Source organism: Citrobacter sp. RHBSTW-00570 (assembly GCF_013739755.1).
In the GTDB taxonomy this organism is placed as follows: domain Bacteria; phylum Pseudomonadota; class Gammaproteobacteria; order Enterobacterales; family Enterobacteriaceae; genus Citrobacter; species Citrobacter braakii.
This window is the reverse complement of record NZ_CP056399.1, coordinates 1,653,021-1,676,155: the sequence shown is the minus strand read 5'-3', so window position 1 is coordinate 1,676,155 and position 23,135 is coordinate 1,653,021. Positions and strand designations below refer to the sequence as shown.

The 23,135-nt window shown below is 52.7% G+C and carries 24 protein-coding genes; 7 read left to right on the top strand and 17 right to left on the bottom strand.

Annotation, left to right across the window (positions count from 1 at the left end):
• Nucleotides 1-12: 12 nt before the first annotated feature.
• From HV237_RS07885 to yfbV, 4 genes are all read right to left on the bottom strand, one after another.
• Nucleotides 13-1,845 (bottom strand): SLC13 family permease, encoded by a 1,833-nt coding sequence (locus HV237_RS07885; RefSeq protein ID WP_019077293.1) that lies wholly within the window; start codon nucleotides 1,843-1,845, stop codon nucleotides 13-15.
• A gap of 77 nt (nucleotides 1,846-1,922) precedes the next feature.
• Entirely contained in the window at nucleotides 1,923-2,600 is a 678-nt protein-coding gene (locus tag HV237_RS07880; protein WP_085951065.1) for a sugar phosphatase, read from the bottom strand.
• Nucleotides 2,593-3,087 carry a YfbU family protein gene (locus tag HV237_RS07875; protein ID WP_016153841.1) on the bottom strand — a complete coding sequence of 165 codons (495 nt, stop codon included), beginning with the start codon at nucleotides 3,085-3,087 and terminating at the stop codon, nucleotides 2,593-2,595. The genes HV237_RS07880 and HV237_RS07875 overlap by 8 nt, the downstream gene beginning before the upstream one ends.
• 82 nt (nucleotides 3,088-3,169) lie before the next feature.
• Complete coding sequence (gene yfbV, locus HV237_RS07870; RefSeq protein ID WP_016153842.1) at nucleotides 3,170-3,625, bottom strand: terminus macrodomain insulation protein YfbV; 456 nt, start codon at nucleotides 3,623-3,625, stop codon at nucleotides 3,170-3,172.
• Nucleotides 3,626-3,964: 339 nt separating this feature from the next.
• Between yfbV and ackA the strand changes: the two genes are divergently transcribed.
• The 3 genes from ackA (at nucleotide 3,965) to yfcC (ending at nucleotide 9,108) form a co-directional block, all read left to right on the top strand.
• Entirely contained in the window at nucleotides 3,965-5,167 is a 1,203-nt protein-coding gene (gene ackA, locus HV237_RS07865) for an acetate kinase (protein WP_016153843.1), read from the top strand.
• A gap of 75 nt (nucleotides 5,168-5,242) precedes the next feature.
• A complete protein-coding gene (pta, locus tag HV237_RS07860; RefSeq protein WP_016153844.1) occupies nucleotides 5,243-7,387 on the top strand; it encodes a phosphate acetyltransferase in 2,145 nt (714 codons plus the stop codon).
• Nucleotides 7,388-7,587: 200 nt separating this feature from the next.
• A complete protein-coding gene (gene yfcC / locus HV237_RS07855) occupies nucleotides 7,588-9,108 on the top strand; it encodes a putative basic amino acid antiporter YfcC (protein WP_047359227.1) in 1,521 nt (506 codons plus the stop codon).
• A gap of 56 nt (nucleotides 9,109-9,164) precedes the next feature.
• On the opposite strand, the gene yfcD is transcribed toward yfcC, so the two are convergent.
• The 3 genes from yfcD to yfcF are packed head-to-tail and all read right to left on the bottom strand — an operon-like array spanning nucleotide 9,165 to nucleotide 11,027.
• Nucleotides 9,165-9,719 carry an NUDIX hydrolase YfcD gene (gene yfcD, locus HV237_RS07850; RefSeq protein ID WP_006683645.1) on the bottom strand — a complete coding sequence of 185 codons (555 nt, stop codon included), beginning with the start codon at nucleotides 9,717-9,719 and terminating at the stop codon, nucleotides 9,165-9,167.
• Nucleotides 9,720-9,775: 56 nt separating this feature from the next.
• Nucleotides 9,776-10,327, bottom strand: a complete 552-nt coding sequence (yfcE, locus tag HV237_RS07845; protein WP_016153846.1) for a phosphodiesterase — start codon at nucleotides 10,325-10,327, stop codon at nucleotides 9,776-9,778.
• A 55-nt stretch (nucleotides 10,328-10,382) separates the two neighbouring features.
• The gene (gene yfcF / locus HV237_RS07840) at nucleotides 10,383-11,027 is read right to left on the bottom strand and encodes a glutathione transferase (protein WP_016153847.1); all 645 of its coding nucleotides are present in this window, start codon (nucleotides 11,025-11,027) and stop codon (nucleotides 10,383-10,385) included.
• A 134-nt stretch (nucleotides 11,028-11,161) separates the two neighbouring features.
• Here yfcF and yfcG point away from each other — a divergent pair, with 134 nt between their 5' ends.
• The 4 genes from yfcG (at nucleotide 11,162) to HV237_RS07820 (ending at nucleotide 13,730) form a co-directional block, all read left to right on the top strand.
• The gene (yfcG, locus tag HV237_RS07835) at nucleotides 11,162-11,797 is read left to right on the top strand and encodes a GSH-dependent disulfide bond oxidoreductase (protein ID WP_047359235.1); all 636 of its coding nucleotides are present in this window, start codon (nucleotides 11,162-11,164) and stop codon (nucleotides 11,795-11,797) included.
• 54 nt (nucleotides 11,798-11,851) lie between these two features.
• Nucleotides 11,852-12,214: a dihydroneopterin triphosphate 2'-epimerase gene (gene folX / locus HV237_RS07830; RefSeq protein ID WP_016153849.1), complete on the top strand. Its 363-nt coding sequence runs from the start codon at nucleotides 11,852-11,854 to the stop codon at nucleotides 12,212-12,214.
• 20 nt (nucleotides 12,215-12,234) lie between these two features.
• A complete protein-coding gene (locus HV237_RS07825; protein WP_047358789.1) occupies nucleotides 12,235-13,128 on the top strand; it encodes a TIGR01777 family oxidoreductase in 894 nt (297 codons plus the stop codon).
• A gap of 71 nt (nucleotides 13,129-13,199) precedes the next feature.
• On the top strand, nucleotides 13,200-13,730 hold the full coding sequence (locus HV237_RS07820) for a GNAT family N-acetyltransferase (RefSeq protein WP_072050783.1): 531 nt from the start codon (nucleotides 13,200-13,202) through the stop codon (nucleotides 13,728-13,730).
• Nucleotides 13,731-13,748: 18 nt separating this feature from the next.
• Here HV237_RS07820 and hisP read toward each other — a convergent pair whose 3' ends face one another.
• The 10 genes from hisP to folC all read right to left on the bottom strand — a co-directional run bounded on the left by hisP (nucleotide 13,749) and on the right by folC (nucleotide 23,060).
• Nucleotides 13,749-14,522 carry a histidine ABC transporter ATP-binding protein HisP gene (hisP, locus tag HV237_RS07815; protein ID WP_043017062.1) on the bottom strand — a complete coding sequence of 258 codons (774 nt, stop codon included), beginning with the start codon at nucleotides 14,520-14,522 and terminating at the stop codon, nucleotides 13,749-13,751.
• Nucleotides 14,523-14,535: 13 nt separating this feature from the next.
• A complete protein-coding gene (hisM, locus tag HV237_RS07810; protein WP_003028116.1) occupies nucleotides 14,536-15,243 on the bottom strand; it encodes a histidine ABC transporter permease HisM in 708 nt (235 codons plus the stop codon).
• Nucleotides 15,240-15,926: a histidine ABC transporter permease HisQ gene (locus tag HV237_RS07805; protein WP_016153853.1), complete on the bottom strand. Its 687-nt coding sequence runs from the start codon at nucleotides 15,924-15,926 to the stop codon at nucleotides 15,240-15,242. The genes hisM and HV237_RS07805 overlap by 4 nt, the downstream gene beginning before the upstream one ends.
• Before the next feature lie 186 nt (nucleotides 15,927-16,112).
• Complete coding sequence (gene hisJ / locus HV237_RS07800; protein ID WP_003028120.1) at nucleotides 16,113-16,895, bottom strand: histidine ABC transporter substrate-binding protein HisJ; 783 nt, start codon at nucleotides 16,893-16,895, stop codon at nucleotides 16,113-16,115.
• 247 nt (nucleotides 16,896-17,142) lie between these two features.
• A complete protein-coding gene (argT, locus tag HV237_RS07795; protein ID WP_006683634.1) occupies nucleotides 17,143-17,925 on the bottom strand; it encodes a lysine/arginine/ornithine ABC transporter substrate-binding protein ArgT in 783 nt (260 codons plus the stop codon).
• 288 nt (nucleotides 17,926-18,213) lie between these two features.
• Nucleotides 18,214-18,783, bottom strand: a complete 570-nt coding sequence (locus HV237_RS07790) for a UbiX family flavin prenyltransferase (RefSeq protein WP_019077299.1) — start codon at nucleotides 18,781-18,783, stop codon at nucleotides 18,214-18,216.
• A gap of 95 nt (nucleotides 18,784-18,878) precedes the next feature.
• Nucleotides 18,879-20,396 (bottom strand): amidophosphoribosyltransferase, encoded by a 1,518-nt coding sequence (gene purF, locus HV237_RS07785; protein ID WP_005129677.1) that lies wholly within the window; start codon nucleotides 20,394-20,396, stop codon nucleotides 18,879-18,881.
• Nucleotides 20,397-20,429: 33 nt separating this feature from the next.
• Nucleotides 20,430-20,918: a colicin V production protein gene (cvpA, locus tag HV237_RS07780; protein WP_005129678.1), complete on the bottom strand. Its 489-nt coding sequence runs from the start codon at nucleotides 20,916-20,918 to the stop codon at nucleotides 20,430-20,432.
• 221 nt (nucleotides 20,919-21,139) lie between these two features.
• Nucleotides 21,140-21,802 carry a cell division protein DedD gene (dedD, locus tag HV237_RS07775; RefSeq protein WP_016153857.1) on the bottom strand — a complete coding sequence of 221 codons (663 nt, stop codon included), beginning with the start codon at nucleotides 21,800-21,802 and terminating at the stop codon, nucleotides 21,140-21,142.
• Nucleotides 21,792-23,060: a bifunctional tetrahydrofolate synthase/dihydrofolate synthase gene (gene folC, locus HV237_RS07770; protein WP_047358766.1), complete on the bottom strand. Its 1,269-nt coding sequence runs from the start codon at nucleotides 23,058-23,060 to the stop codon at nucleotides 21,792-21,794. Before folC ends, dedD begins: the two co-directional genes overlap by 11 nt.
• Nucleotides 23,061-23,135: the final 75 nt, after the last annotated feature.

Sequence of the window (23,135 nt, the reverse complement as noted above, 5' to 3'; positions counted from 1 at the left end):
CCGCCAACAAAATCAAAACGGAAACAGCATCGGGATCATCACCACGCACACCGCCATCACAATGATGGTAAACGGTACGCCAATCTTCACGAAATCGCTAAAGCTGTAGTTGCCAGGTCCGAGCACCAGAGTGTTTACCGGGGAAGAGACAGGTGTCATAAAGGCTGCGGATGCTGCCATCGCAATCCCCATCGCAAAAGGATACGGTGAAACGCCCATCGACTTTGCAGCCGCCAGCGCGATTGGCGCCATCAGCACCGCCGTCGCGGTGTTGGAGATAAATAGCCCGATAGTCGCACACAGCACGAACAGGCAGCCCAACATCACATACGGGCCATACCCGCCACCGACATCCATCAGCCCTTTCACCACCAAGTCGACACCGCCGGTTTTTTGTAAAGCCAGCGCGAAGGGCATCATCCCGACAATCAAAATAATGCTTGGCCAGTGAATCGCTTTATAGGCACTTTCGGCATCAATACAGCGAAATTTCCCCATCAGTAGACAGGCGATGATCGCAGCCACCGTATTGGGAATTTCATCAGTGAGCATCAGAGCGACCATCAGCACCAGACAGAAAATCGCATGCGGTGCCTGGCTGTGCGCCGGAGAAGCTTCACTGACTTCCTCGGGCATATTCAGCACGACAAAATCACGCCCTTTTTGTCCCAACAGTGTGATGAGCTTCCAGTTGCCCACCACTAATATGATATCGCCCATCAGCAATGGCTCATCCACCACCGCTCCAGCCAGAGCCGCACCATCGCGCTTCAGCCCAACGACATTCAGCCCGTAGCGGGTACGAAAAGCGATTTCCCGTACCGTTTTGCCGATCAATTCCGATTCAGGGATCAGAGAGATCTCGGCCATCCCCACATCAAGCGCCTGCTCGGAGAAGTATTCGCCGCGCAGTACCATTGGTTCCAGAAACTGTTCACTGCAAAATTCACGCAGGTCGACATCGGCCGCGGACATATCAATCAGCAATACGTCACGGGCGCGAAACTCAGAAACCCCGTTAACGTCGACTATTACGCGACGAAAGCGACGCCAGCGTTCCACGCCAATCACGTTTGCCCCGTAGCGCTCACGCAACTTCAGATCATCCAGACGCTGGCCAATCATAGGAGAACCGGGACGAATCGCCAGCCGACGCGCGCGCCCGGTCAGGCGATATTCTTTAATCAGATCGCGAAAGGTCCGGCGTTTCCAGCCGTCTCCCGGCTGCCTGGAATCTTCCCCCTTGAGCATAAAGCGCATCAGCAGCATATAAATTATGCCGAGAACCAGAACCACCAGCCCCAGCGGGGTAACGCTAAAAAAGCTGAACCCGTTAAGTCCTTCACGTAACAGTTCACTGTTGACGACCAGGTTAGGCGGCGTCGCCACCAGCGTCATCATGCCGCTTATCAAGCCGGCAAAGCTCAGCGGCATCATCAGGCGTGAAGGGGAAATTTCCATGCGCATGGAAACGCTTAAGACCACCGGGATAAAGATGGCGACCACGCCGGTCGAACTCATAAACGCCCCGAGCCCGGCAACGGTAATCATCAGCAACACCAGCATTTTGACTTCACTGCTGCCAGCCACCTTCACCAGCCAGGCACCCATTACCGTCGCCACCCCGGTACGCACCAGGCCGTCGCCGATAATGAATAATGCCGCAATCAAAATAACGTTAGGATCGCTGAATCCGGAAAAGGCTTCTGTGATGCTCAATGTTCCGCTCAGAACAAAGGCAATGATGACCAGCAAAGCGACCGCGTCCATACGCACTCTGCCAGTAACAAACAAGACGACGGCAATCGCCAGCAATGAGAGAACCCATATCAATTCACCGTTCACAACATATCCTTGTTAAATGAGAGGGATGGATCGATTCTGCCATAAAAAAGCCCCAACAATCTGGGGCTAAATCATGTTCAGGTATTTCTTACCACGACCACATTTCCGTTAGGCTGTTTGGTCACAGAAATATGTTCCAGACTGGTCAGCGAAAAATCGACCTCATCCAGACGCGGCGTGTCCACAGGCGCGTTGACCGCTATCACATGACACCCTGCCGCCAGTCCTGAAAGCACCCCAGCGGGCGCATCTTCCACCACCGCGCATTCCTGTGGCGCAAGACCCAGAAGCTGGGCGCCTAACAGATAGGCGTCAGGCTCGGGCTTGCCTCTTTTTACCCGCTCGGCGGTGACAAACACTTCAGGAGCAGGCAGCCCCGCGACACGATGACGCGCTCGTGCGACCGGCATGGACCCGGAGGTCACAATCGCCCATGGAATACCCGCTTTATTGAGGTGGTTGAGCAAATCAACCGCTCCCGGCAGCGCAGTGATCCCCGCGGTTTCCGTCGCTTCGATCTGCTCCAGGCGGGTGAATTCCGCGGCGATCTCAGCCTCAGATTTGCCCACCATAAAGTGTCGCAGGGAGGTAATGGCCTGCTTGCCATGAATAAAGCCGAGCACCTCGGCGTGATCGAGGCCAAAACGATCGGCCCAGTTGCACCACGCGCGTTCTACTGCGGGTAAGGAATCGACCAGCGTTCCATCCAGATCAAACAGAAAACCTTTGCACTGCACGCTCGCCCCCTCAGGCATTAATGATTTGGTTAATTTCATTCGCACTCAGGTGATACTGGCGCGGGCAAGAGTGCCAGACATTCAGCATACGCTGATATTTTTCCCACATCGGGGTCTGGGCGTTGAAGCCATGCGTACCCGCATCAAAGTGGGTATAACGACCTTCTACATTAACCATAAAACGTACGTACCCGAGGTAACGGGCTTCCGTTGCGGCGTCAAAGCCAAGGAAGGTCACGCGACGCTCATCAATAGCCTGCGCGTCCTTAAGATTAGTCCAGGACACATGTAATGCGTGATACATCTCCATAATATCGATAATCGTACGACAGGTTTCTTCCGTCAGCTCACCAAACTCACGATCCAGCTCGCGCATCTGCAAGCCGTAACCGCGTTCAATAATCGTCTGCAAACGACGATAACGCTCGGCGTTAGTGGGATCGAGCATAGTCATCATTTTGTACTGATTAGACAAAATCAGACGTTGAGCGTTGGTCATTTCCATTTGGGACTCCTGTATCACTACTACTGCGATGAAAAAAAGAAGGCATCTTGTGCCTTCTTTTATATGCGTAATCAGGGGTCAATTACAAATCATCAAGGAAAGTTTTATCCAGTTGTTTGAAGGCGCGCTTAAGCGTGTCAGCCAGCGCCTGATAATCAGGCTTTCCTTCTACCGGAGTGAGCGCCTGCCCGGCTTCTTGCAATTTACCCCGAACTTCGTAGAACCAGTTGAGTATTGAAGGCGGCAGCGGCGTTACAGAACGTTTACCCAGCCACCACATGCCCTGCATCGGCAGGCTGAGCGCAAACAGCGCAGTCGCCACGGCCGGTCCCAACTGCCCCCCTAACGCAATTTGCCAGCATAAGGTGAAGACGGCGATAGGCGGCATAAAACGGATCGCGTAACGCGTCATGCGGATTACGCGGTTCTCTACAAACACAGGCGCGAGGCGCTTTTCCATTGGCCACGTCTTCGCATAGTGCTGCCCCCGGCGAAACAAGCTAAAAAAATTGACGGAACGATTATCCGGTGTCGACATGGCGGTTACCTCAACTTCACATATAAAAATTAAAAAATTTGTGCAAAACAACAACTACAAAGGACATCGTTCAAAACATTTTGTCTTTAATACCCACATTCAGGTATCCTGTGCCGGCCTGTAAGGCCTTTAGTCCAAAATCATTGAGTCGTCAAATTGACACATAGTATGCCATTGGCTGAAAAATACGCAAAATGACATAGACTCAAAGGTATTTATTCCATCGTGCCCAAAAAGACTATGGCGCATGATGTTAATCATAAACGTCGGTGTCATCATGCGCTACGCTCTATGACTTCCTGACGTTTTTTTAGCCACGTATCATAAATAGGTACTTCCATGTCGAGTAAGTTAGTACTGGTTCTGAACTGCGGTAGCTCCTCACTGAAATTTGCCATCATCGATGCAGTAAACGGTGAAGAATACCTCTCTGGTTTAGCCGAATGTTTCCATCTCCCAGAAGCACGTATCAAGTGGAAAATGGACGGCGGTAAACAAGAAGCGGCTTTAGGTGCAGGCGCCGCTCACAGTGAAGCGCTGAATTTTATCGTTAATACTATTCTGGCACAAAAACCAGAACTGTCTGCTCAGCTGACTGCGATTGGTCACCGTGTTGTTCACGGCGGCGAGAAATACACCGGCTCTGTGGTTATCGACGATTCTGTTATTCAGGGTATCAAAGACGCAGCCTCTTTTGCACCGCTGCATAACCCTGCACACCTGATCGGTATCGCAGAAGCGCTGAAATCCTTCCCGAATCTGAAAGACAAAAACGTGGCTGTGTTCGACACCGCGTTCCATCAGACCATGCCGGAAGAGTCTTACCTCTATGCTCTGCCATACAGCCTGTACAAAGAACACGGTGTTCGTCGTTACGGCGCGCACGGTACCAGCCACTTCTTCGTAACTCAGGAAGCGGCAAAAATTCTGAACAAACCGGTTGATGAGCTCAACATCATCACTTGCCACTTGGGCAACGGCGGTTCTGTTTCTGCTATCCGTAACGGTAAATGTGTTGATACCTCCATGGGTCTGACCCCGCTGGAAGGTCTGGTGATGGGTACGCGTTCCGGTGACATCGACCCGGCGATCATCTTCCACCTGCACGACACCCTGGGCATGAGCGTTGACCAGATCAACAAAATGCTGACCAAAGAGTCCGGCCTGCTGGGTCTGACCGAAGTCACCAGCGACTGCCGTTATGTTGAAGATAACTACGCGACTAAAGAAGACGCTAAACGTGCAATGGACGTTTACTGTCACCGTCTGGCGAAATACATCGGTTCTTACACTGCGCTGATGGATGGTCGTCTGGATGCAGTTGTCTTCACCGGTGGTATCGGTGAAAACGCAGCGATGGTTCGTGAACTGTCTCTGGGCAAACTGGGCGTTCTGGGCTTTGAAGTTGACCACGAACGTAACCTGGCCGCACGTTTCGGCAAATCTGGTTTCATCAACAAAGAAGGTACCCGTCCTGCGGTGGTTATCCCAACCAACGAAGAACTGGTTATCGCGCAAGACGCGAGCCGTCTGACTGCCTGATTTCACACCGCCAGCCTAGCTGGCGGTGCTGTTTTGTAACCCGTCTACATCGACGGTAACGAAAGAGGATAAACCGTGTCCCGTATTATTATGCTGATCCCTACCGGAACCAGCGTCGGTCTGACCAGCGTCAGCCTTGGCGTGATCCGCGCAATGGAACGCAAAGGCGTTCGTCTGAGCGTCTTCAAGCCGATCTCTCAACCGCGTGCCGGTGGCGATGCGCCAGACCAGACTACCAGCATCGTCCGTGCTAACTCTTCTCTGCCAGCCGCTGAGCCGCTGAAGATGAGCCACGTTGAATCTCTGTTGTCCAGCAATCAGAAAGATGTGCTGATGGAAGAGATCATCGCGAACTACCACGCGAACACTAAAGACGCTGAAGTTGTACTGGTTGAAGGCCTGGTCCCAACCCGTAAACATCAGTTCGCGCAGTCTCTGAACTACGAAATCGCGAAAACGCTGAACGCAGAAATCGTCTTCGTAATGTCTCAGGGTACCGATACCCCGGAACAGCTGAACGAGCGTATTGAACTGACTCGCAGCAGCTTCGGCGGCGCGAAAAACACCAACATCACCGGCGTAATCGTTAACAAACTGAACGCACCGGTTGATGAGCAGGGCCGTACTCGCCCGGATCTGTCCGAGATTTTCGACGACTCTTCCAAAGCGAAAGTGATCAAAGTTGATCCGGCTAAACTGCAAGAATCCAGCCCGTTGCCGGTTCTGGGCGCGGTGCCATGGAGCTTCGATCTGATCGCAACGCGTGCAATCGATATGGCGCGTCATCTGAACGCCACTATCGTTAACGAAGGTGATATCAATACCCGTCGCGTGAAGTCTGTGACTTTCTGCGCACGCAGCATTCCGCACATGCTGGAGCACTTCCGAGCAGGTTCTCTGCTGGTGACTTCCGCCGATCGTCCTGACGTGCTGGTTGCAGCATGCCTGGCAGCCATGAACGGCGTGGAGATCGGTGCCCTGCTGCTGACTGGCGGCTACGAAATGGACGCGCGTATCACTAAACTGTGCGAACGTGCATTTGAAACCGGCCTGCCGGTATTCATGGTGAACACCAACACCTGGCAGACCTCTCTGAGCCTGCAGAGCTTCAACCTGGAAGTTCCGGTTGACGATCACGAACGTATTGAGAAAGTTCAGGAATACGTTGCTAACTACATCAACGCTGATTGGATTGAATCCCTGACCGCGACCTCTGAGCGCAGCCGTCGTCTGTCTCCGCCAGCGTTCCGTTATCAGCTGACCGAGCTGGCACGTAAAGCCGGCAAGCGCGTTGTTCTGCCGGAAGGTGACGAGCCGCGTACCGTTAAAGCAGCGGCTATCTGTGCTGAACGCGGTATCGCAACCTGCGTACTGCTGGGCAACCCGGATGAGATCACCCGCGTTGCGGCCTCTCAGGGCGTTGAGCTGGGCGCTGGCGTAGAAATCGTTGATCCAGATGTGGTTCGCGAAAGCTACGTTGCTCGCCTGGTCGAACTGCGTAAAAACAAAGGTATGACCGAAACCGTTGCCCGCGAACAGCTGGAAGACAACGTGGTTCTCGGTACCCTGATGCTGGAACAGGACGACGTTGACGGTCTGGTTTCTGGTGCAGTTCATACCACCGCGAACACCATCCGTCCGCCGCTGCAGCTGATCAAAACTGCACCGGGTAGTTCCCTGGTGTCTTCCGTGTTCTTCATGCTGCTGCCGGATCAGGTTTACGTATACGGCGACTGCGCGATCAACCCGGATCCGACTGCAGAGCAACTGGCAGAAATCGCGATTCAGTCCGCTGAATCCGCCATTGCTTTCGGTATCGAACCGCGTGTAGCAATGCTCTCCTACTCCACCGGTACTTCTGGTGCAGGTAGCGACGTAGAAAAAGTTCGTGAAGCCACGCGTCTGGCGCAGGAAAAACGTCCTGACCTGATGATCGACGGTCCGCTGCAGTATGACGCCGCGGTTATGGCTGACGTAGCAAAATCCAAAGCGCCGAACTCTCCGGTTGCAGGTCGTGCTACCGTGTTCATCTTCCCGGATCTGAACACCGGTAACACCACCTACAAAGCGGTACAGCGTTCTGCCGACCTGATCTCCATCGGGCCGATGCTGCAGGGTATGCGCAAGCCTGTGAACGACCTGTCTCGTGGCGCGCTGGTTGACGACATCGTCTACACCATCGCTCTGACCGCGATCCAGTCTTCCCAACAGCAGCAGTAATCTGTCGAGTGTGCCGGATGTCTTATCCGGCAACACTTCTGCTTATTAAACCGGAAATAGCTTATATTTCCGGTTTTTTTATACCTGTTTTTCCCGTTGGCATATTCTGAAACATTTGCCAGGATGCGCTGCATCAATGAATAACTATTCTCCTGTTTGCATACTTATCCTCTTTTGCATTGCAACAGGGATAGTCTTTCATGTCAGCAGTAACAGAAATACAGCCAGCTAAAAAATGGGCGATGCCCGATACGTTGGTGATTATTTTTTTCGTTGCCATTTTAACCAGTCTGGCGACATGGGTTGTTCCCGTCGGAATGTTCGACAGTCAGGAAGTGCAGTATCAGGTTGATGGACAAACCAAAACCCGTAAGGTGGTCGACCCCCATTCTTTTCGAATTCTGACCAACGACGCGGGCGAAGAGCAGTATCACCGGGTGCAGTTTTTCACCACCGGTGATGAGCGCCCTGGCCTGATGAATTTTCCGTTTGAAGGGTTAACCTCCGGCTCTAAATTCGGCACTGCCGTCGGCATTATTATGTTTATGCTGGTGATTGGCGGTGCATTCGGCATCGTTATGCGTACCGGAACCATCGATAACGGCATCCTGGCGCTCATCCGCCATACGCGAGGAAACGAAGTCCTGTTTATCCCGGTGCTGTTTGTTCTCTTCTCATTAGGCGGCGCGGTGTTTGGCATGGGGGAAGAGGCGGTCGCCTTTGCCATTATCATCGCACCGTTAATGGTACGGTTAGGTTACGACAGTATCACCACCGTTCTGGTCACCTATATTGCGACTCAAATTGGATTCGCCAGCTCATGGATGAACCCGTTCTGCGTGGTCGTCGCGCAGGGGATTGCGGGCGTGCCGGTGCTCTCTGGTTCCGGTCTGCGTATCATTGTCTGGGTAATTGCGACCCTGATAGGTCTGACCTTCACGCTGGCCTATGCGGCACGCATCAAAAAGAATCCGCTTTTGTCCCGGGTACATGAATCCGACCGTTTCTTTCGCGAACAGCAGGACGACGTTGTGGAACGACGCTTCACGCTGGGCGACTGGCTGGTGCTGCTGGTGCTGACTGCGGTAATGATTTGGGTTGTCTGGGGCGTGATCGTCAACGCGTGGTTTATTCCTGAGATCGCCAGTCAGTTCTTCACCATGGGCCTGGTAATTGGCATCATCGGCGTGGTCTTTCGTCTCAACGGCATGACGGTCAACATCATGGCCTCCTCATTCACTGAAGGCGCGCGAATGATGATTGCCCCTGCCCTGCTGGTCGGTTTTGCCAAGGGCATATTACTGCTGGTCGGTAATGGAGAGGCGGGTGAAGCCAGCGTGTTGAACACGCTGCTGCACAGCATTGCCAACGGCATCAGCGGGCTGGATAACGCCATCGCGGCGTGGTTTATGCTGCTGTTCCAGGCGGTGTTTAATTTCTTCGTTACTTCCGGCTCTGGTCAGGCTGCATTGACCATGCCATTATTAGCACCCTTAGGCGATCTGGTTGGCGTAAACCGTCAGGTCACCGTACTGGCCTTCCAGTTTGGCGACGGATTCAGTCATATTATCTATCCTACGTCTGCATCGCTGATGGCAACGTTAGGCGTGTGTCGGGTGGATTTTCGTAACTGGCTGAAGGTAGGCGCCACGCTGTTGGGACTGCTGTTTATTATGTCCAGCGTGGTGGTAATTGGCGCGCAGATAATGGGTTACCATTAAAAAACGATTGCCCGGCCTACACGATTTCTCGACGCTGTAGGCCGGATGAGCAGATTTTACTCAGCTTCTTCCTGCTTTTCGGCTTTCGCCCCTTCATTCTTAGCGTTGCGGGTCATCCACAGCGCCAGGGCTTTCAGTGAGTCCGGCGTAAATTCGTCGCAGCGCGCGGTAATTTCTTCCGGCGTCAGCCAGCAAACTTCACTAACCTCTTCTTCCTGAAGCGCAAACGGTCCGTGGGAAACACAGCTAAACAGCCCGCCCCATACGCGACAGTTCTGGTCTTCAAAATAAAACTGCCCATGCTCGGCAAACGGCACGCCCGCAATCCCCAGTTCCTCTTCCGCTTCACGGCGCGCTGAATCCAGTAGTTGCTCGTCAGCCTGCACAACACCGCCAGCGGTGGCATCCAGCATGCCGGGCAAAAAATCTTTTGTCTCAGTACGACGCTGAACCAGAATTTTGCCCATACCATCATGCACGACGATATACGTTGCACGATGGCGTAAGCGTTGCGCCCGCATTTGTTCCCGGCTGGATTGTGCAATGACTTCGTTGTCTTCATTCACAATATCCACCCATTCCGTACTTGCCAAACGACGCTGTTCCACCATCAGGAAACCTTCTTTTTTCTTGCGCTCTTACGGCGCGTTTATGTTTGTGGGGTAAATTACGGATTAATCTCGACCTGTGCAATAACACTTTGATCATTGAGTGCCATTACGCTGAGAACATTATCATCCAGAATCCCGTAACTTGCCGCAAAGCCCCCTTTCGGGATGCTTACCGAGCCGGGATTGAAGTGGTAAACATCCCCTTGACGCTCAGCGACGGGCAAATGTGTATGCCCATAAACCAGCACATCTCCCACGTTGAGTGCCGGCATATTTTGCGGACCAAAAAGATGCCCGTGCGTCAAAAAGAGTCGCTGGTTTTCTGTCAGAATTTGCTGCCACGGCGCGGTCATCGGAAAATGCAGAAGCATCTGATCCACTTCGCTGTCACAATTGCCACGCACCGCGATAATCCGCGCTGCCAGCGCATTCAACCGCTCAGCAACCTGCGCAGGCGCATAGCCTTCCGGGAGCGCATTACGCGGTCCGTGGTTTAAAACATCACCCAATATCACCAGCCATTGCGCACCGCTTGCGGCAAACCGTTCAAGTACGCGTTCCGTGGCTGGCAACGAACCATGAATGTCCGATGCGAACATCAGTTTCATCACTCACTCCTCGTTGAAAAGTACTTTGTAATGATACTGGATTACGCCCCGTTTTTCAGCAGGAACGCTTCGCTGAAAGCGCGATAAAACGCTGGACTGAAGCGCGCTGCCACTGGAAGGCGGCATATTCTGCAAGCGCTTCGGGAACCTCATCGCCGTTAAGGACCAGACGATTCAGCATTAGCGCTAAATCGCAGTCGGCAATACACCATTCGCCAAATAAATTCTGCTTCCCGTGGCTCAATAAATGGCTCGCAGTGGCGAACAATTTCTCCGCACTGACTTTTCCCGCTTCGCTTAACGGACCTTTCTTCACGCCAGCAAAAACTACGTCCGTTGAGCGTTCTTCACGGATAGGCATCAGATCGCTGCGGATCCACGCCTGAACCTGGCGCGCCCGCGCGCGCTTTTGCACATCGTGTGGGTAGATACGCTCCCACTGCGGTGGTGCAAAGCTCTCTTCCAGGAACTCAGTTATCGCTGATGATTCGCTCAGCTCGAAACCGTCGATTTCAAGCACCGGTACGCGCCGCGTTAACGCATACCCTTGCCATGAAGGTTGCAAGTGTTCGCCGCTGTTGAGATCAACGGTTTTCAGCGTAAAAGGCAGTCCTTTCTCTTGCAGAGCGACATAAACAGACAGCACGTAAGGGGAGAAAAAATTGGCATCTGACCACAGCGTAATTGCAGATTTGCTCATAATGTCCTCTGAAATGTATTGGCTTGCCTTCAAAATATAGAGTCTTTCTCTCACTGTCACTTGATGAAAACTCACGCACGCCAACAGGCTCTATACTTGTTATGACCCGGTTCATGACAAAACGGACGCTGAAAATGATCGATCTCTATTACACTCCATCGCCAAACGGTCACAAAATAACGCTGTTTCTTGAAGAGGCGCAGCTGCAATACCGTCTGATTCATGTCGATATCAGCAAAGGTAGCCAGTTTCACCCTGATTTTCTGCAAATCTCACCAAACAATAAAATCCCGGCCATTATCGACAGTACCCCGGTAGACGGCGGAAAGCCCATCAGCCTGTTTGAGTCCGGAGAAATTTTACTCTATCTGGCGGAAAAGAGCGGTAAGCTGCTGAGCGGTGAGTTACGTGAACGCCACACTACGCTGCAGTGGTTGTTCTGGCAGGTCAGCGGCCTCGGACCCATGCTCGGTCAGAATCATCATTTTAGCCACTACGCCCCACAAACGATTCCCTACGCCATTGAAAGATACCAGGTTGAAACCCAGCGCCTTTACAACGTGATGAATAAACGTCTGGAAACGTCCCCCTGGCTGGGAGGCGATCACTACAGCATTGCCGACATTGCCTGCTGGCCGTGGATCCACGCCCATCAGCGTCAGCGCATCGACCTCGACAACTACCCGGCGGTCAATAACTGGCATGAACGCATCCGTACGCGTCCCGCAACGGAACGCGCCATGCAACAAGCACAAAGTGAGAAGCGGTGACGCGATTCGGTTCTCGTGTATCATGCAAAGGTTCATACATGGAGGAAACCTGCAATGTCACAACCTGACGCAATTATTCGTATAAAAAACCTTCGTCTGCGCACTTTTATCGGCATTAAAGAAGAGGAGATCCTTAACCGCCAGGATATCGTCATCAACATTGCCATTCACTATCCGGCAGACAAAGCCCGTACCAGTGAAGATATCAACGACGCGCTGAATTATCGCACTATCACCAAGAGCATCATTGCCCACGTGGAGGGTAACCGCTTCTCATTGTTAGAAAAATTAACTCAAGATGTGCTCGATATCGCACGCGAACATCACTGGGTCACTTATGCTCAAGTAGAGATAGATAAACTTCACGCATTACGTTACGCCGACTCAGTCTCTATGACGCTGAGCTGGCAGCGCTAAAACATAACCCGGGAGGCGACATGCAGATTCTGATTACCGGCGGTACTGGCCTGATTGGACGTCATCTGATCCCCCGCTTGCTGGAGCTGGGGCATCAGATAACCGTAGTGACCCGTTCTCCTGATAAGGCACGTCAGATTCTCGACTCCCGGGTTACGCTGTCCAAAGGGCTGGAAGAGCGGCAAAATCTCAATGACATTGATGCCGTCATTAACCTTGCCGGAGAGCCGATTGCGGACAAGCGCTGGAGTGCCCAGCAAAAGGAACGCCTGTGTCAGAGCCGCTGGGTCATTACGCAGAAGCTGGTCGATTTAATCAATGCCAGCGAGACACCGCCCGCAGTGCTAATCTCCGGTTCCGCTACCGGTTACTACGGCGATTTAGGCGAAGTGGTGGTCACAGAAGAAGAGCCGCCGCATAACGAATTTACCCATAAGCTGTGCGCCCGCTGGGAGCAAATTGCCAGCACCGCGCAAAGCGAAAAAACCCGCGTGTGTATGCTGCGCACCGGCGTGGTACTGGCCTCTGCTGGCGGCATTCTGGCGAAAATGGTCCCGCCGTTTCGTCTTGGCTTAGGCGGACCAATTGGCAACGGACGCCAGTATATGGCCTGGATCCATATTGATGATATGGTCAACGGAATTCTCTGGCTGCTGGATAACGATCTGCGCGGTCCCTTCAATATGGTTTCACCGTACCCGGTGCACAATGAGCAGTTTGCCCACGCGCTGGGCCACGCCCTGAACCGTCCTGCCATTCTGCGCGTTCCCGCCACCGCAATGCGGTTGCTGATGGGCGAATCTTCAGTGCTGGTTCTCGGCGGGCAGCGAGCGTTGCCAAAACGCCTGGAAGCGTCCGGTTTCGCGTTTCGCTGGTACGATTTAGAAGAAGCGCTGGAGGATGTCATCCGATAACCCCTAAGCGCTATTCACGGTCGCCGTTGTGGTGGTAAGGTTATAGGCCAGATTTCTGCAATGGCGACGTTATGGCGATAATTTCGACTCCCCGACTTACCCTCTCTTTGTTTCAGTTTTCTGACTGGTCATTTTTCCAGAAACTACGTGAATGTCCTGAAGTCATGCGCTATATGGGCAACATCGCCCCGGTGAAAGATACGCGTCTGTTATTCGCCAGACGCCTTGCCGCACAGCACACTTTTGTCATCCGCGAGCACAACAACCCGACGCCGCTCGGCGATATTGGTCTGCAAATCAGCCATCTCTACCCGCATGAAGCCGACCTCGGCTACGCCATCTTGCCACAGGCGCAGGGGAAAGGTATTGCCAGCGAAGCCGTACGCGCGGTGTGCCAGTACGCCTTCGAGCACGCGGCGGTCACAGCGATAAATGCTTACGCACTGGCGGATAATAAGGGCTCAATACGGATTCTGGAAAAAACGGGGTTCGTGCGTACGCAGGTACTGGAAAAGGCGTATGAGATTGATGGTATCGCCTACGACGACTGGGTTTATCGTCTGGAGTGCGACGCGCTAAAATCCCAGGCCCGGAAAGCGTAGCGCCTCCGGGCAGGTGACTTACTTCAACGAACCTTTGAGGAACTGCTGCAAACGCGGGCTTTGCGGATTACCAAATACCTGCTCCGGATCGCCCTCTTCTTCAATCTTCCCCTGATGCAGGAAAATCACGTGCGTGGAGACATGACGGGCAAACCCCATTTCGTGGGTCACGACCACCATGGTTTTTCCCTCTTCGGCCAGTTGTTGCATAATGCGCAGCACTTCGCCCACCAGCTCCGGGTCAAGTGCCGACGTGGGTTCATCAAACAGCAACACTTCCGGTTCCATCGCCAGCGCACGAGCAATGGAGACACGCTGCTGCTGACCACCGGACAGATGCACCGGATATTTTCCCTGAGCGCGCTCATCAATACCCACTTTCGCCAGATACTTCACCGCACGTTCGCGAGCTTCCTGCTTGCTCAGCCCCAACACCTGGATCGGCGCTTCCATCACGTTTTCCAGCACCGTCATGTGGCTCCACAGATTAAAGTGCTGAAAGACCATCGTCAGTCGCGTGCGCAGCAAGCGCAGCTGATTTTTGTCTGCAACCTTAAGCTGGCCGTCTTTGTCGCGTACCAGACCAATGTTCTGACCACTGACGACAATCGACCCGGCGCTCGGTTTCTCGAGAAAGTTAATGCAGCGCAGGAAGGTACTTTTACCGGAACCTGACGAGCCAATAATACTGATAACATCACCCGCATTGGCCTGCAGCGATACCCCTTTCAGCACTTCATGTTCGCCGTAGTGCTTATGTAAATCGATAACGTTTAATTTATTTTCAGACATCGTGTTACTCGAATCATTTAGAGGATACATGCTGCAACCAGCGTTTTTCCGCTTTACGGAACAGACTGATCAGGACATACGAAATAATCAAATACAGAACAGCGGCAATACCGAAGGCGGTAAACGGCTGATACGTTGCCGAGTTGATATCGCGGGCGATTTTCAACAAATCAGGCACCGTTGCGGTAAATGCCAGCGCCGTGGAGTGCAGCATTAAAATAACTTCATTGCTGTAAGCCGGCAGCGCAATACGCAGCGCGGAAGGCAAAATAATGCAGCGATACAGTTTAAACGACGAGAAACCGTAAGCGCGCGCGGCTTCAATCTCACCATGGGGTACGGAACGAATAGCCCCGGCGAAAATCTCCGTGGTATAGGCGCAGGTATTCAGCGTCAGCGCCAGCACGGTGCAATTTAGCCCACTGCGGAAAAATGCGTTGAGGAAGTCCGTGCCTTTGACTATCTCCAGCGTATACATCCCGGAATAAAACACCAGCAACTGGACGTACAGCGGCGTCCCACGAAAAATATAGGTGAACAGCCAGATGGGAAACTGGATAAATTTATTACTGGAAACACGACCAATTGCCAAAAACAGCGCCAGTATCCCGCCCATCACCACCGACGAAATCAGAAGCCACAGGGTGATAGCCACGCCGGTGTAGCGATATCCGTCGGTCCACAGCAGGGACTTCCAGTATTCCTGAATAATCTCAATCACAGGTCAGCCCTCTTCACACCCACAGAATAGCGGCGCTCAAGGTACAGCAGCACACCATTAGAAACAGTGGTAAACACCAGATAGATGACCCCGCACACTACGGCAAAATAGAACGGCTCCCAGGTACTTTTTCCGGCAAGCTGAGTGGCTTTCACCACGTCTTCCAGGCCGAGCAACGATACCAGAGCCGTGGCCTTAAGAATGACCTGCCAGTTGTTGCCAATTCCCGGTAAGGCATAGCGCATCATCGCCGGGAACATAATGCGGCGAAATATTTGTGAACTGGTAAAACCGAATGCCGTCGCGGCTTCAATATGGCCTTTTGGCACGGCCATAAATGCGCCACGAAATGTTTCGGTAAAATAGGCTCCGTAGATAAACCCGAGCGTAATAATACCCGCGACCATCGGATCGATATCAATCTGGCTGATACCAATTGCATCGGTAAGGGTATTCAGCGCGATTTGTAATCCGTAAAAGATGAGCAGCATTAAGACCAGATCGGGCACGCCGCGGATAAGCGTTGTGTACCCTTCGAAAATAAGCGCCAGCGCCCGGCTTTGCGACAGCTTTGCTGCCGCGCCGACAAGGCCTATCAGAACCGCCAGTACCACCGAGCTAAGTGCCAGCTCCAGCGTAACAATTGCGCCCTGTAAAATAACACCTGAAAAGCCATACAACATGCTGCCTGTCCTGTCGTGTGTGGTGGAGTAATAAGCCTCTTTTGATTTCAGACAAACTGTTAAATGCGGGATGGCGGCTTTGCCTTATCCGGCCTACAAAATCACTGTAGACCGGATACGCGCAGCGCCATCAGGCATAAATTCAACACGTCAAAAATCTACGGGCTTTATCAGCACCTGCGGTGATTAACCGCCATAAACATCAAAATCGAAGTACTTTTTCGCCAGCTTCTCGTAAGTACCGTCAGCTCGCATCTCGGCAAAGGCTTTGTTCAGTGCTTCGCGCAGTTCGTTATCATCTTTGCGCAGCCCCATACCGGTACCCACGCCGAATAACTTCTCATCTTTTACAGATGGGCCGCCGAATTTGTAATCTTTACCGACCGGCTGTTTCAGGAAGCCTTCGCTGGCCGCGACTTCATCCTGGAAAGCAGCATCAATACGCCCGGCAGTCAGGTCAGAATAGATATTGTCTTGCCCCTGATAAGAGACAATTTCAATGCCTTTTGGCGCCCAGTGCTCGTTGCCGAAGGTTTCCTGAGTCGTGCCCTGCAGCACGCCAACACGTTTACCTTTCAGCGACTCAATGGTTGGCTGAATAGCAGAATCTTTAGCGACAACCAGACGCGAGTCGGCTGCATAAAGCTTGTCGGTAAAGGCGATTTCCTGCTGACGTTTTTCAGTGATGGAAAGCGAGGACATAATCGCATCGATTTTCTTCGCTTTTAACGAAGGGATAAGCGCGTCCAGCGGGTTTTCCACGAAGGTACATTGTGTATTGATACGTTTGCACAGCTCTTTAGCCAGATCGATATCAAAACCGACTAATTCACCCTGTGCATTTTTCGATTCGAACGGCGCATAAGTAGGATCGGTACCGATACGAATTTTTTGCGGAATGGCTGCAAATGCTGCGGTAGCACTGGAGAAAGCCAGGACCAGAGAAAGAGACAACACCAGTTTTTTCATAACTATCCTCAACAGACTGTCTTTTATAGGGGATCTTTACAGGACCAGGTGCAGTTATCGTGCCATTAATCGGGCCGACAAGGCAAAGCATTCTACCCTGTAGGCGGTATTTATTTGCATGAAAAGCGCTTAAGTATGCACTCATGCTTATTAAGACAGCGACAAAAGCACCAAAACAGTGCACTGAATTTATTATGCACCGTAATGGTTACCCGCAATGGTGCAGTCCATTCCCCGCTGCGGCGTATTAATCGCCGTAGACATTGAAGTTAAAATACTTGCTCGCCATTTTGTCGTAGGTGCCGTCTTTGCGCAGTTCGCCCAGCGCTTTATCGAAAGCAGCTTTCAGCTCTGCATCATCTTTGCGCAAGCCAATCCCGGTGCCGTCACCAAAGTATTTTTTATCTTTCACCGACGGACCAGCAAAAGCGTAGTCCTTACCGGCAGGCTGCTTCAGGAAGCCTTCGCTGGCCGCGACTTCATCCTGCAACGCCGCGTCCAGACGACCCGCTGTCAGGTCAGAATAGATAAGGTCCTGGTTCGCATAGGCCACTACATCTACGCCTTTGCTGCGCCAGTTGTCATTAGCATAGGCTTCCTGAGTCGAGCCTTGCAGTACGCCAACATGTTTACCTTTGAGGGAATCCAGAGTTGGTTGAATTGGGGAACCTTTCGCGGCGATCAGACGTGAGTCTGCTGCGTAAAGCTTGTCTGAGAACGCAATCTCTTGCTGACGCTTCTCAGTAATTGAAAGCGAGGAGATGATGGCATCAATCTTTTTCGCTTTCAGCGACGGGATCAGCGCGTCAAAGTCGCTGGCTACCCAGGTACATTTGATCTGCATGCGCTTACACATCTCATTTCCCAGATCGATATCAAAGCCGACAAAGTCGCCTTTGGCATCTTTAGAGGAAAAAGGTGCGTACGTTGTATCTGTACCAATACGAACCGTCTGCGGAAGTGCTGCGTAGCTGGCCGCGGTGGCGGAGAGTCCTACCAGCAAAGACAAAGCAAGAACCGTCTTCTTCATACATAACCCTCAAGTGGCGTAGTTTTATTATGTTTTACGTTGTGTTGTGTGTTTGCAGACTTTTTCATGCAGGTCTTATGCCATTTTCGCGTCGATGAGGATATTCGACGTTAAATATGTTAATAAAACGTTGCAATAATGTCCTGATTTTGAAGATAGCAGGTCTGACGGTTGAACCGCAGCGTTTCGTTGAGTTTTAACGAATTAAATGTTGAGGATATGATCGCGGTTACAAAATTGCCCTGAAACAGGGCAACGGATGTTTCTTTGCACGCTGATGGAACGGTTTTACGCCCCTTGCCAGCGGGTGAACAGATCCTGTGGAAGGGAGATATCAAACTGGTCGAGTACGCGGTTAACTGTTTGATTAATCACATCATCTAGCGTTTGCGGGCGATGATAGAATGCCGGGACTGGCGGCATAATCACCGCGCCAATTTCTGCCGCCTGCGTCATCAGTCGCAGATGCCCCAGATGCAGGGGCGTTTCACGCACGCACAGCACCAGCGGGCGGCGTTCTTTCAACACCACGTCTGCCGCACGGGTAAGCAGCCCATCGGTGTAACTGTGGACGATGCCTGAAAGCGTTTTGATTGAACAAGGTAATATTACCATTCCGGCGGTCTGAAAAGAGCCGGAAGAGATACTGGCGGCGATATCGCGCGTATCGTGATTTACATTCGCCAGTGCCTGCACGTCGCGTACAGAGAGGTCTGTTTCCAGCGCCAGCGTCTGTCGGGCAGCAGCACTCATCACCAGATGGGTTTCCACATCAGTAACGTCACGCAAAACCTGCAGCAGGCGCACGCCATAAATCGCGCCACTGGCACCGCTAATCCCTACAATGAGTCGTTTCATTTTTTCGCCCTTACTTGCTTCAGGGCTGACTTTGCAGGTTTTTATGCGCAGTTGCAAGTCAGTCCACTCTATGTGTCCTGACCTGCAACAGAACATTACCCTTCGTTATGCATCTCGAGGTTTTCCGCTTCGTTCTGACGCAAAATTGCTTTGGCATCGTCATTACGCAGGGAGTCAAGGAAATCGAGATATTGCTGGTCGACGTCTTTGGTGACGTACACGCCATTAAACACTGAACATTCAAACTGCTGAATATCCGGGTTCTCAGCGCGGACCGCTTCAATCAGATCGTTCAGATCCTGGAAGATAAGACCGTCTGCACCGATTATCTGGCGAATCTCGTCCACTTCGCGACCATGAGCAATCAGCTCCGTCGCCGTAGGCATATCGATACCATAAACGTTCGGGAAGCGAATTTCCGGGGCCGCAGAGGCCAGATACACTTTCTTCGCTCCGGCTTCACGCGCCATCTCGATAATCTGTTCCGAGGTGGTACCGCGCACGATGGAGTCATCCACCAGCAGCACGTTTTTATCACGGAATTCCGCACGGTTGGCGTTCAGCTTACGGCGCACGGATTTACGGCGCAGCTGCTGGCCGGGCATGATAAAGGTACGACCCACGTAGCGGTTTTTCACAAAACCCTGACGGTACGGCTTACCGAGAATACGGGCAATTTCCAGCGCGATATCGCAGGAGGTTTCCGGAATCGGGATCACCACGTCAATGTCCAGATCTTCCCACTCACGAGCAATTTTTTCGCCAAGCTTGGTACCCATATTTACACGGGCGCTGTAGACGGAAATCTTGTCGATAAAGGAGTCAGGACGTGCGAAGTAAACGTATTCAAACAGGCACGGATTGCTGACCGGGTTATCGGCACACTGGCGAGTAAACAGCTGACCTTTTTCGGTGATATACACCGCTTCGCCAGGTGCAACATCGCGCAGGAATTCAAAGCCCAGCGTATCCAGCGCCACGCTCTCGGAGGCCACCATATACTCGGTACGACCATCCCCGATATCGCGTTTACCCAGTACCAGCGGACGGATACCGTTAGGATCGCGGAAGGCAACCATACCGTGGCCGATAATCATCGCCACGCAGGCATAGGCGCCGCGGATCTGGCGGTTGGTTGCCGCAATAGCAGCAAAAATATTATCGGCTTCCAGCGGATAATGGCGGAAGTTATCCAGCTCACTGGCGAAAATATTCAGCAAAATTTCAGAGTCTGAAGTGGTATTGATGTGGCGGCGCTTTTCTTCAAACAGCTTTTTACGCAGCTCATGCGCATTGGTCAGGTTGCCATTATGGGCAAGCGTGATGCCATACGGTGAGTTGACGTAAAAAGGTTGAGCTTCGGAGGCGCTGGAGCTGCCAGCCGTTGGGTAACGCACATGACCGATGCCCATATTGCCCTGCAAACGCTGCATATGGCGCGCTTCAAAAATATCGCTCACCATTCCGTTTGCTTTACGCAAGCGGAAGCAGTTGTTGGCATCAATGGTGATGATGCCTGCGGCATCCTGACCACGATGCTGGAGCACCGTTAACGCGTCATAAATCGACTGGTTTACCGGCATAACACCGGCGATACCGACAATACCGCACATACGTCTTTTCCTCGTTCAGCAACAACCCAAAGTTTATACTTTGGGCAAGAAACTTGACGAGCTTTGCAGATAGTCAAAGAACCATCTGATGATGAAACTGAACTGCGGGATCAGCTGCGACTTGCTCCAGTCTTCACTTTTCGACAGACCGGTAAAGGTATCGAGAAAGAACAGTATGGCGGCGACGATCAGCGCTCCTCGCAGAGCACCAAAGCAGATCCCCAACACCCTGTCGGTACCCGACAGGCCTGTTTTCTCTACCAGTTGGCCTATCACAAAGTTAACGATAGCGCCGACGATAAGTGTCGCGATAAACAGTATCGCGATAGCAATCCCATTTCGAACGAGTTCGTCTTCAAAGCCCGTAAACCAGACAGACAGGTAAGTGTAGTAATGGCTGGCGACAAAGAAAGCACAACCCCAAGTCACCAACGATAATGCTTCACGAACAAAGCCACGGATCAGGCTAACCAGACAGGAAAAACCAATCACCGCGATAATGGCGTAATCAATCCAGACCATAAGTGTCCCACGATTTAACGCCCTGTCGTCCTGTTCGGGGCGCATTCTAACAGAAAAAGAAAACGTTTGCGTAGGGATTTCCTTTCCACGCGTAAATAAAAATGGCGCTGAAAAAATCTTCAACGCCATACCGTTTTATGCCTCTTCGGGCACTGCCGGATAGCGGTAAAAACGCCCTATCCGGCCTGAATTAAGAGCAGCGCCGTGAACAGCGCAATCCCTTAATTAGGGGTGTAACCCATCACTACGCCACTCAGACCGGAGATCTTCTGCAGCTCGCCCAGCGAGTTCTTCAGCTTATCTTTGGAGGCGTCAGGTCCTACGAGAATACGGGTTATTTTACCCTGCACCGGCGTTGACGGGGAAGTATATACCCGGAAGCCCGCGCCACGAAGTTTACCCACGATCTCATTGACCTTATCCGCATTTTTCAGCGCACCGAGCTGTACAACGTACGCTTTGCCGGTCGGAGCTGGCGGTTCCACAGCGGCCGGTTTCGGCGCTGGAGCCGGTGCTGGCGTCGGAGCGACGGCAACCGGCTGCGGCTTCGGTTTGGGTTTCGGCTGTTCTACAGGCGCGGGGACAGGATCTAACTCCGCGCTGTTTGCCGTCGTCAAACGTGACGGATCCAACGATGGCGCGGCAGCATCACCCGCGCGAACCTCTTCTGCCGCCCCTTCCGGCGGCTGCGTCGGCAGCGCCTGCGTTGCTGCAGGCATCATGTCTGGTTCATCGCGATCGCCGGGTTTCGGCACCAGCGGGATCGCCGCAAACTCATCCTGATAATGCTTTTTCTGCCCGTCAAGCAGCCCGGGGAGCACAATTACCCCCAGCGCGACCAGCACAATTGTGCCGACTAATCGATTCTGAAACTTACTCGCCACCGCTTCTCCCCACGTCTATCACTTCCATGACATGTGCGACAGTGTGAAACGATCCACACACCAACACGGTATCTTCTGGCTTCGCCTCAGCTAGCGCTGCAGACCATGCCTGCGCCACGCTTTCATAGGCATAGCCTTTGCCCAGATGCTCCAGCAGTTGTTCTGCAGTAGCACCACGCGGCCCTTCCAGGGGCGCACAGTACCAGGCGTCAACCACGCTTTTTAACCAGGCTAACGTACCGGCAATATCTTTATCATGTAGCATACCGATAACCGCAAGTACACGCCCGCTTTTCACTAATTTTTTCAGACGGCCGGTCAGATACTCCGCCGCATGCGGGTTATGGGCAACATCAAAAATCACCCGCGGCGACTCGCTCACAATCTGGAAGCGCCCCGGTAAAATCGCCTGTTCAATACCGTCACGAATGGCCTGCTCGCTGACGTTAAGCCCGCTTGCGCGCAGTGCTGCCAGTGCGGTAGCGGCGTTAGGTTGCGGGACCTGCGGCAACGGCAGGTGCGCCAACGTACCGTGATCGTCCGTAAAGGACCAGTCGTTCTCCGTGACCGCATAGCGCCAGTCCACGCCGCAGCGTTGCAAAATCGCCCCGTTCTCTTGCGCAACATCGGCGATGGTGTAAGGCATTTCCGGTTCACCGACGATAGCCGGTTTCTCTGCACGGAAAATTCCCGCCTTCTCACGACCAATGCTTTCGCGATCCGGGCCCAGCCAGTCAGTATGGTCAAGCGCAATGCTGGTGACCACCGCAACATCGGCATCCACGATATTGGTCGCGTCAAGGCGACCGCCTAACCCAACTTCCAGGATGACGACATCCAGTTGGGCCTGTTTAAACAACCAGAGCGCCGATAAGGTACCGTATTCAAAGTAGGTCAGGGAAATGTCGCCACGCGCGTCTTCAATCTCAGCAAACGAGGCGGTATGCGCTGATTCCGGCAGTTCACGCCCCTGCACGCGTACGCGTTCCGTGTAGCGTACCAGATGCGGCGAACTGTAAACGCCAACTTTATAACCTGCTGAGGTCAGCACAGATTCCAGCGTACGGCAGGTTGTGCCTTTCCCGTTGGTTCCCGCCACCGTAAAAACAAATGGCGCGGGTTTCAACACACCCAGTTTGCGCGCCACCTGACTTACGCGTTCCAGGCCGAGATCGATGGTTTTACTGTGTAGGTTTTCCAGATAAGAAAGCCACGATGCCAGGGGCGACGCGGCTTGAGGAATACGTTTATTGTCCATGATGGCTGTAGATTCTTTACGTTGAGAAAAGCAAAAGGGCAGCACCAACCGGCCTGCCCTTTTTTACACGTTGTT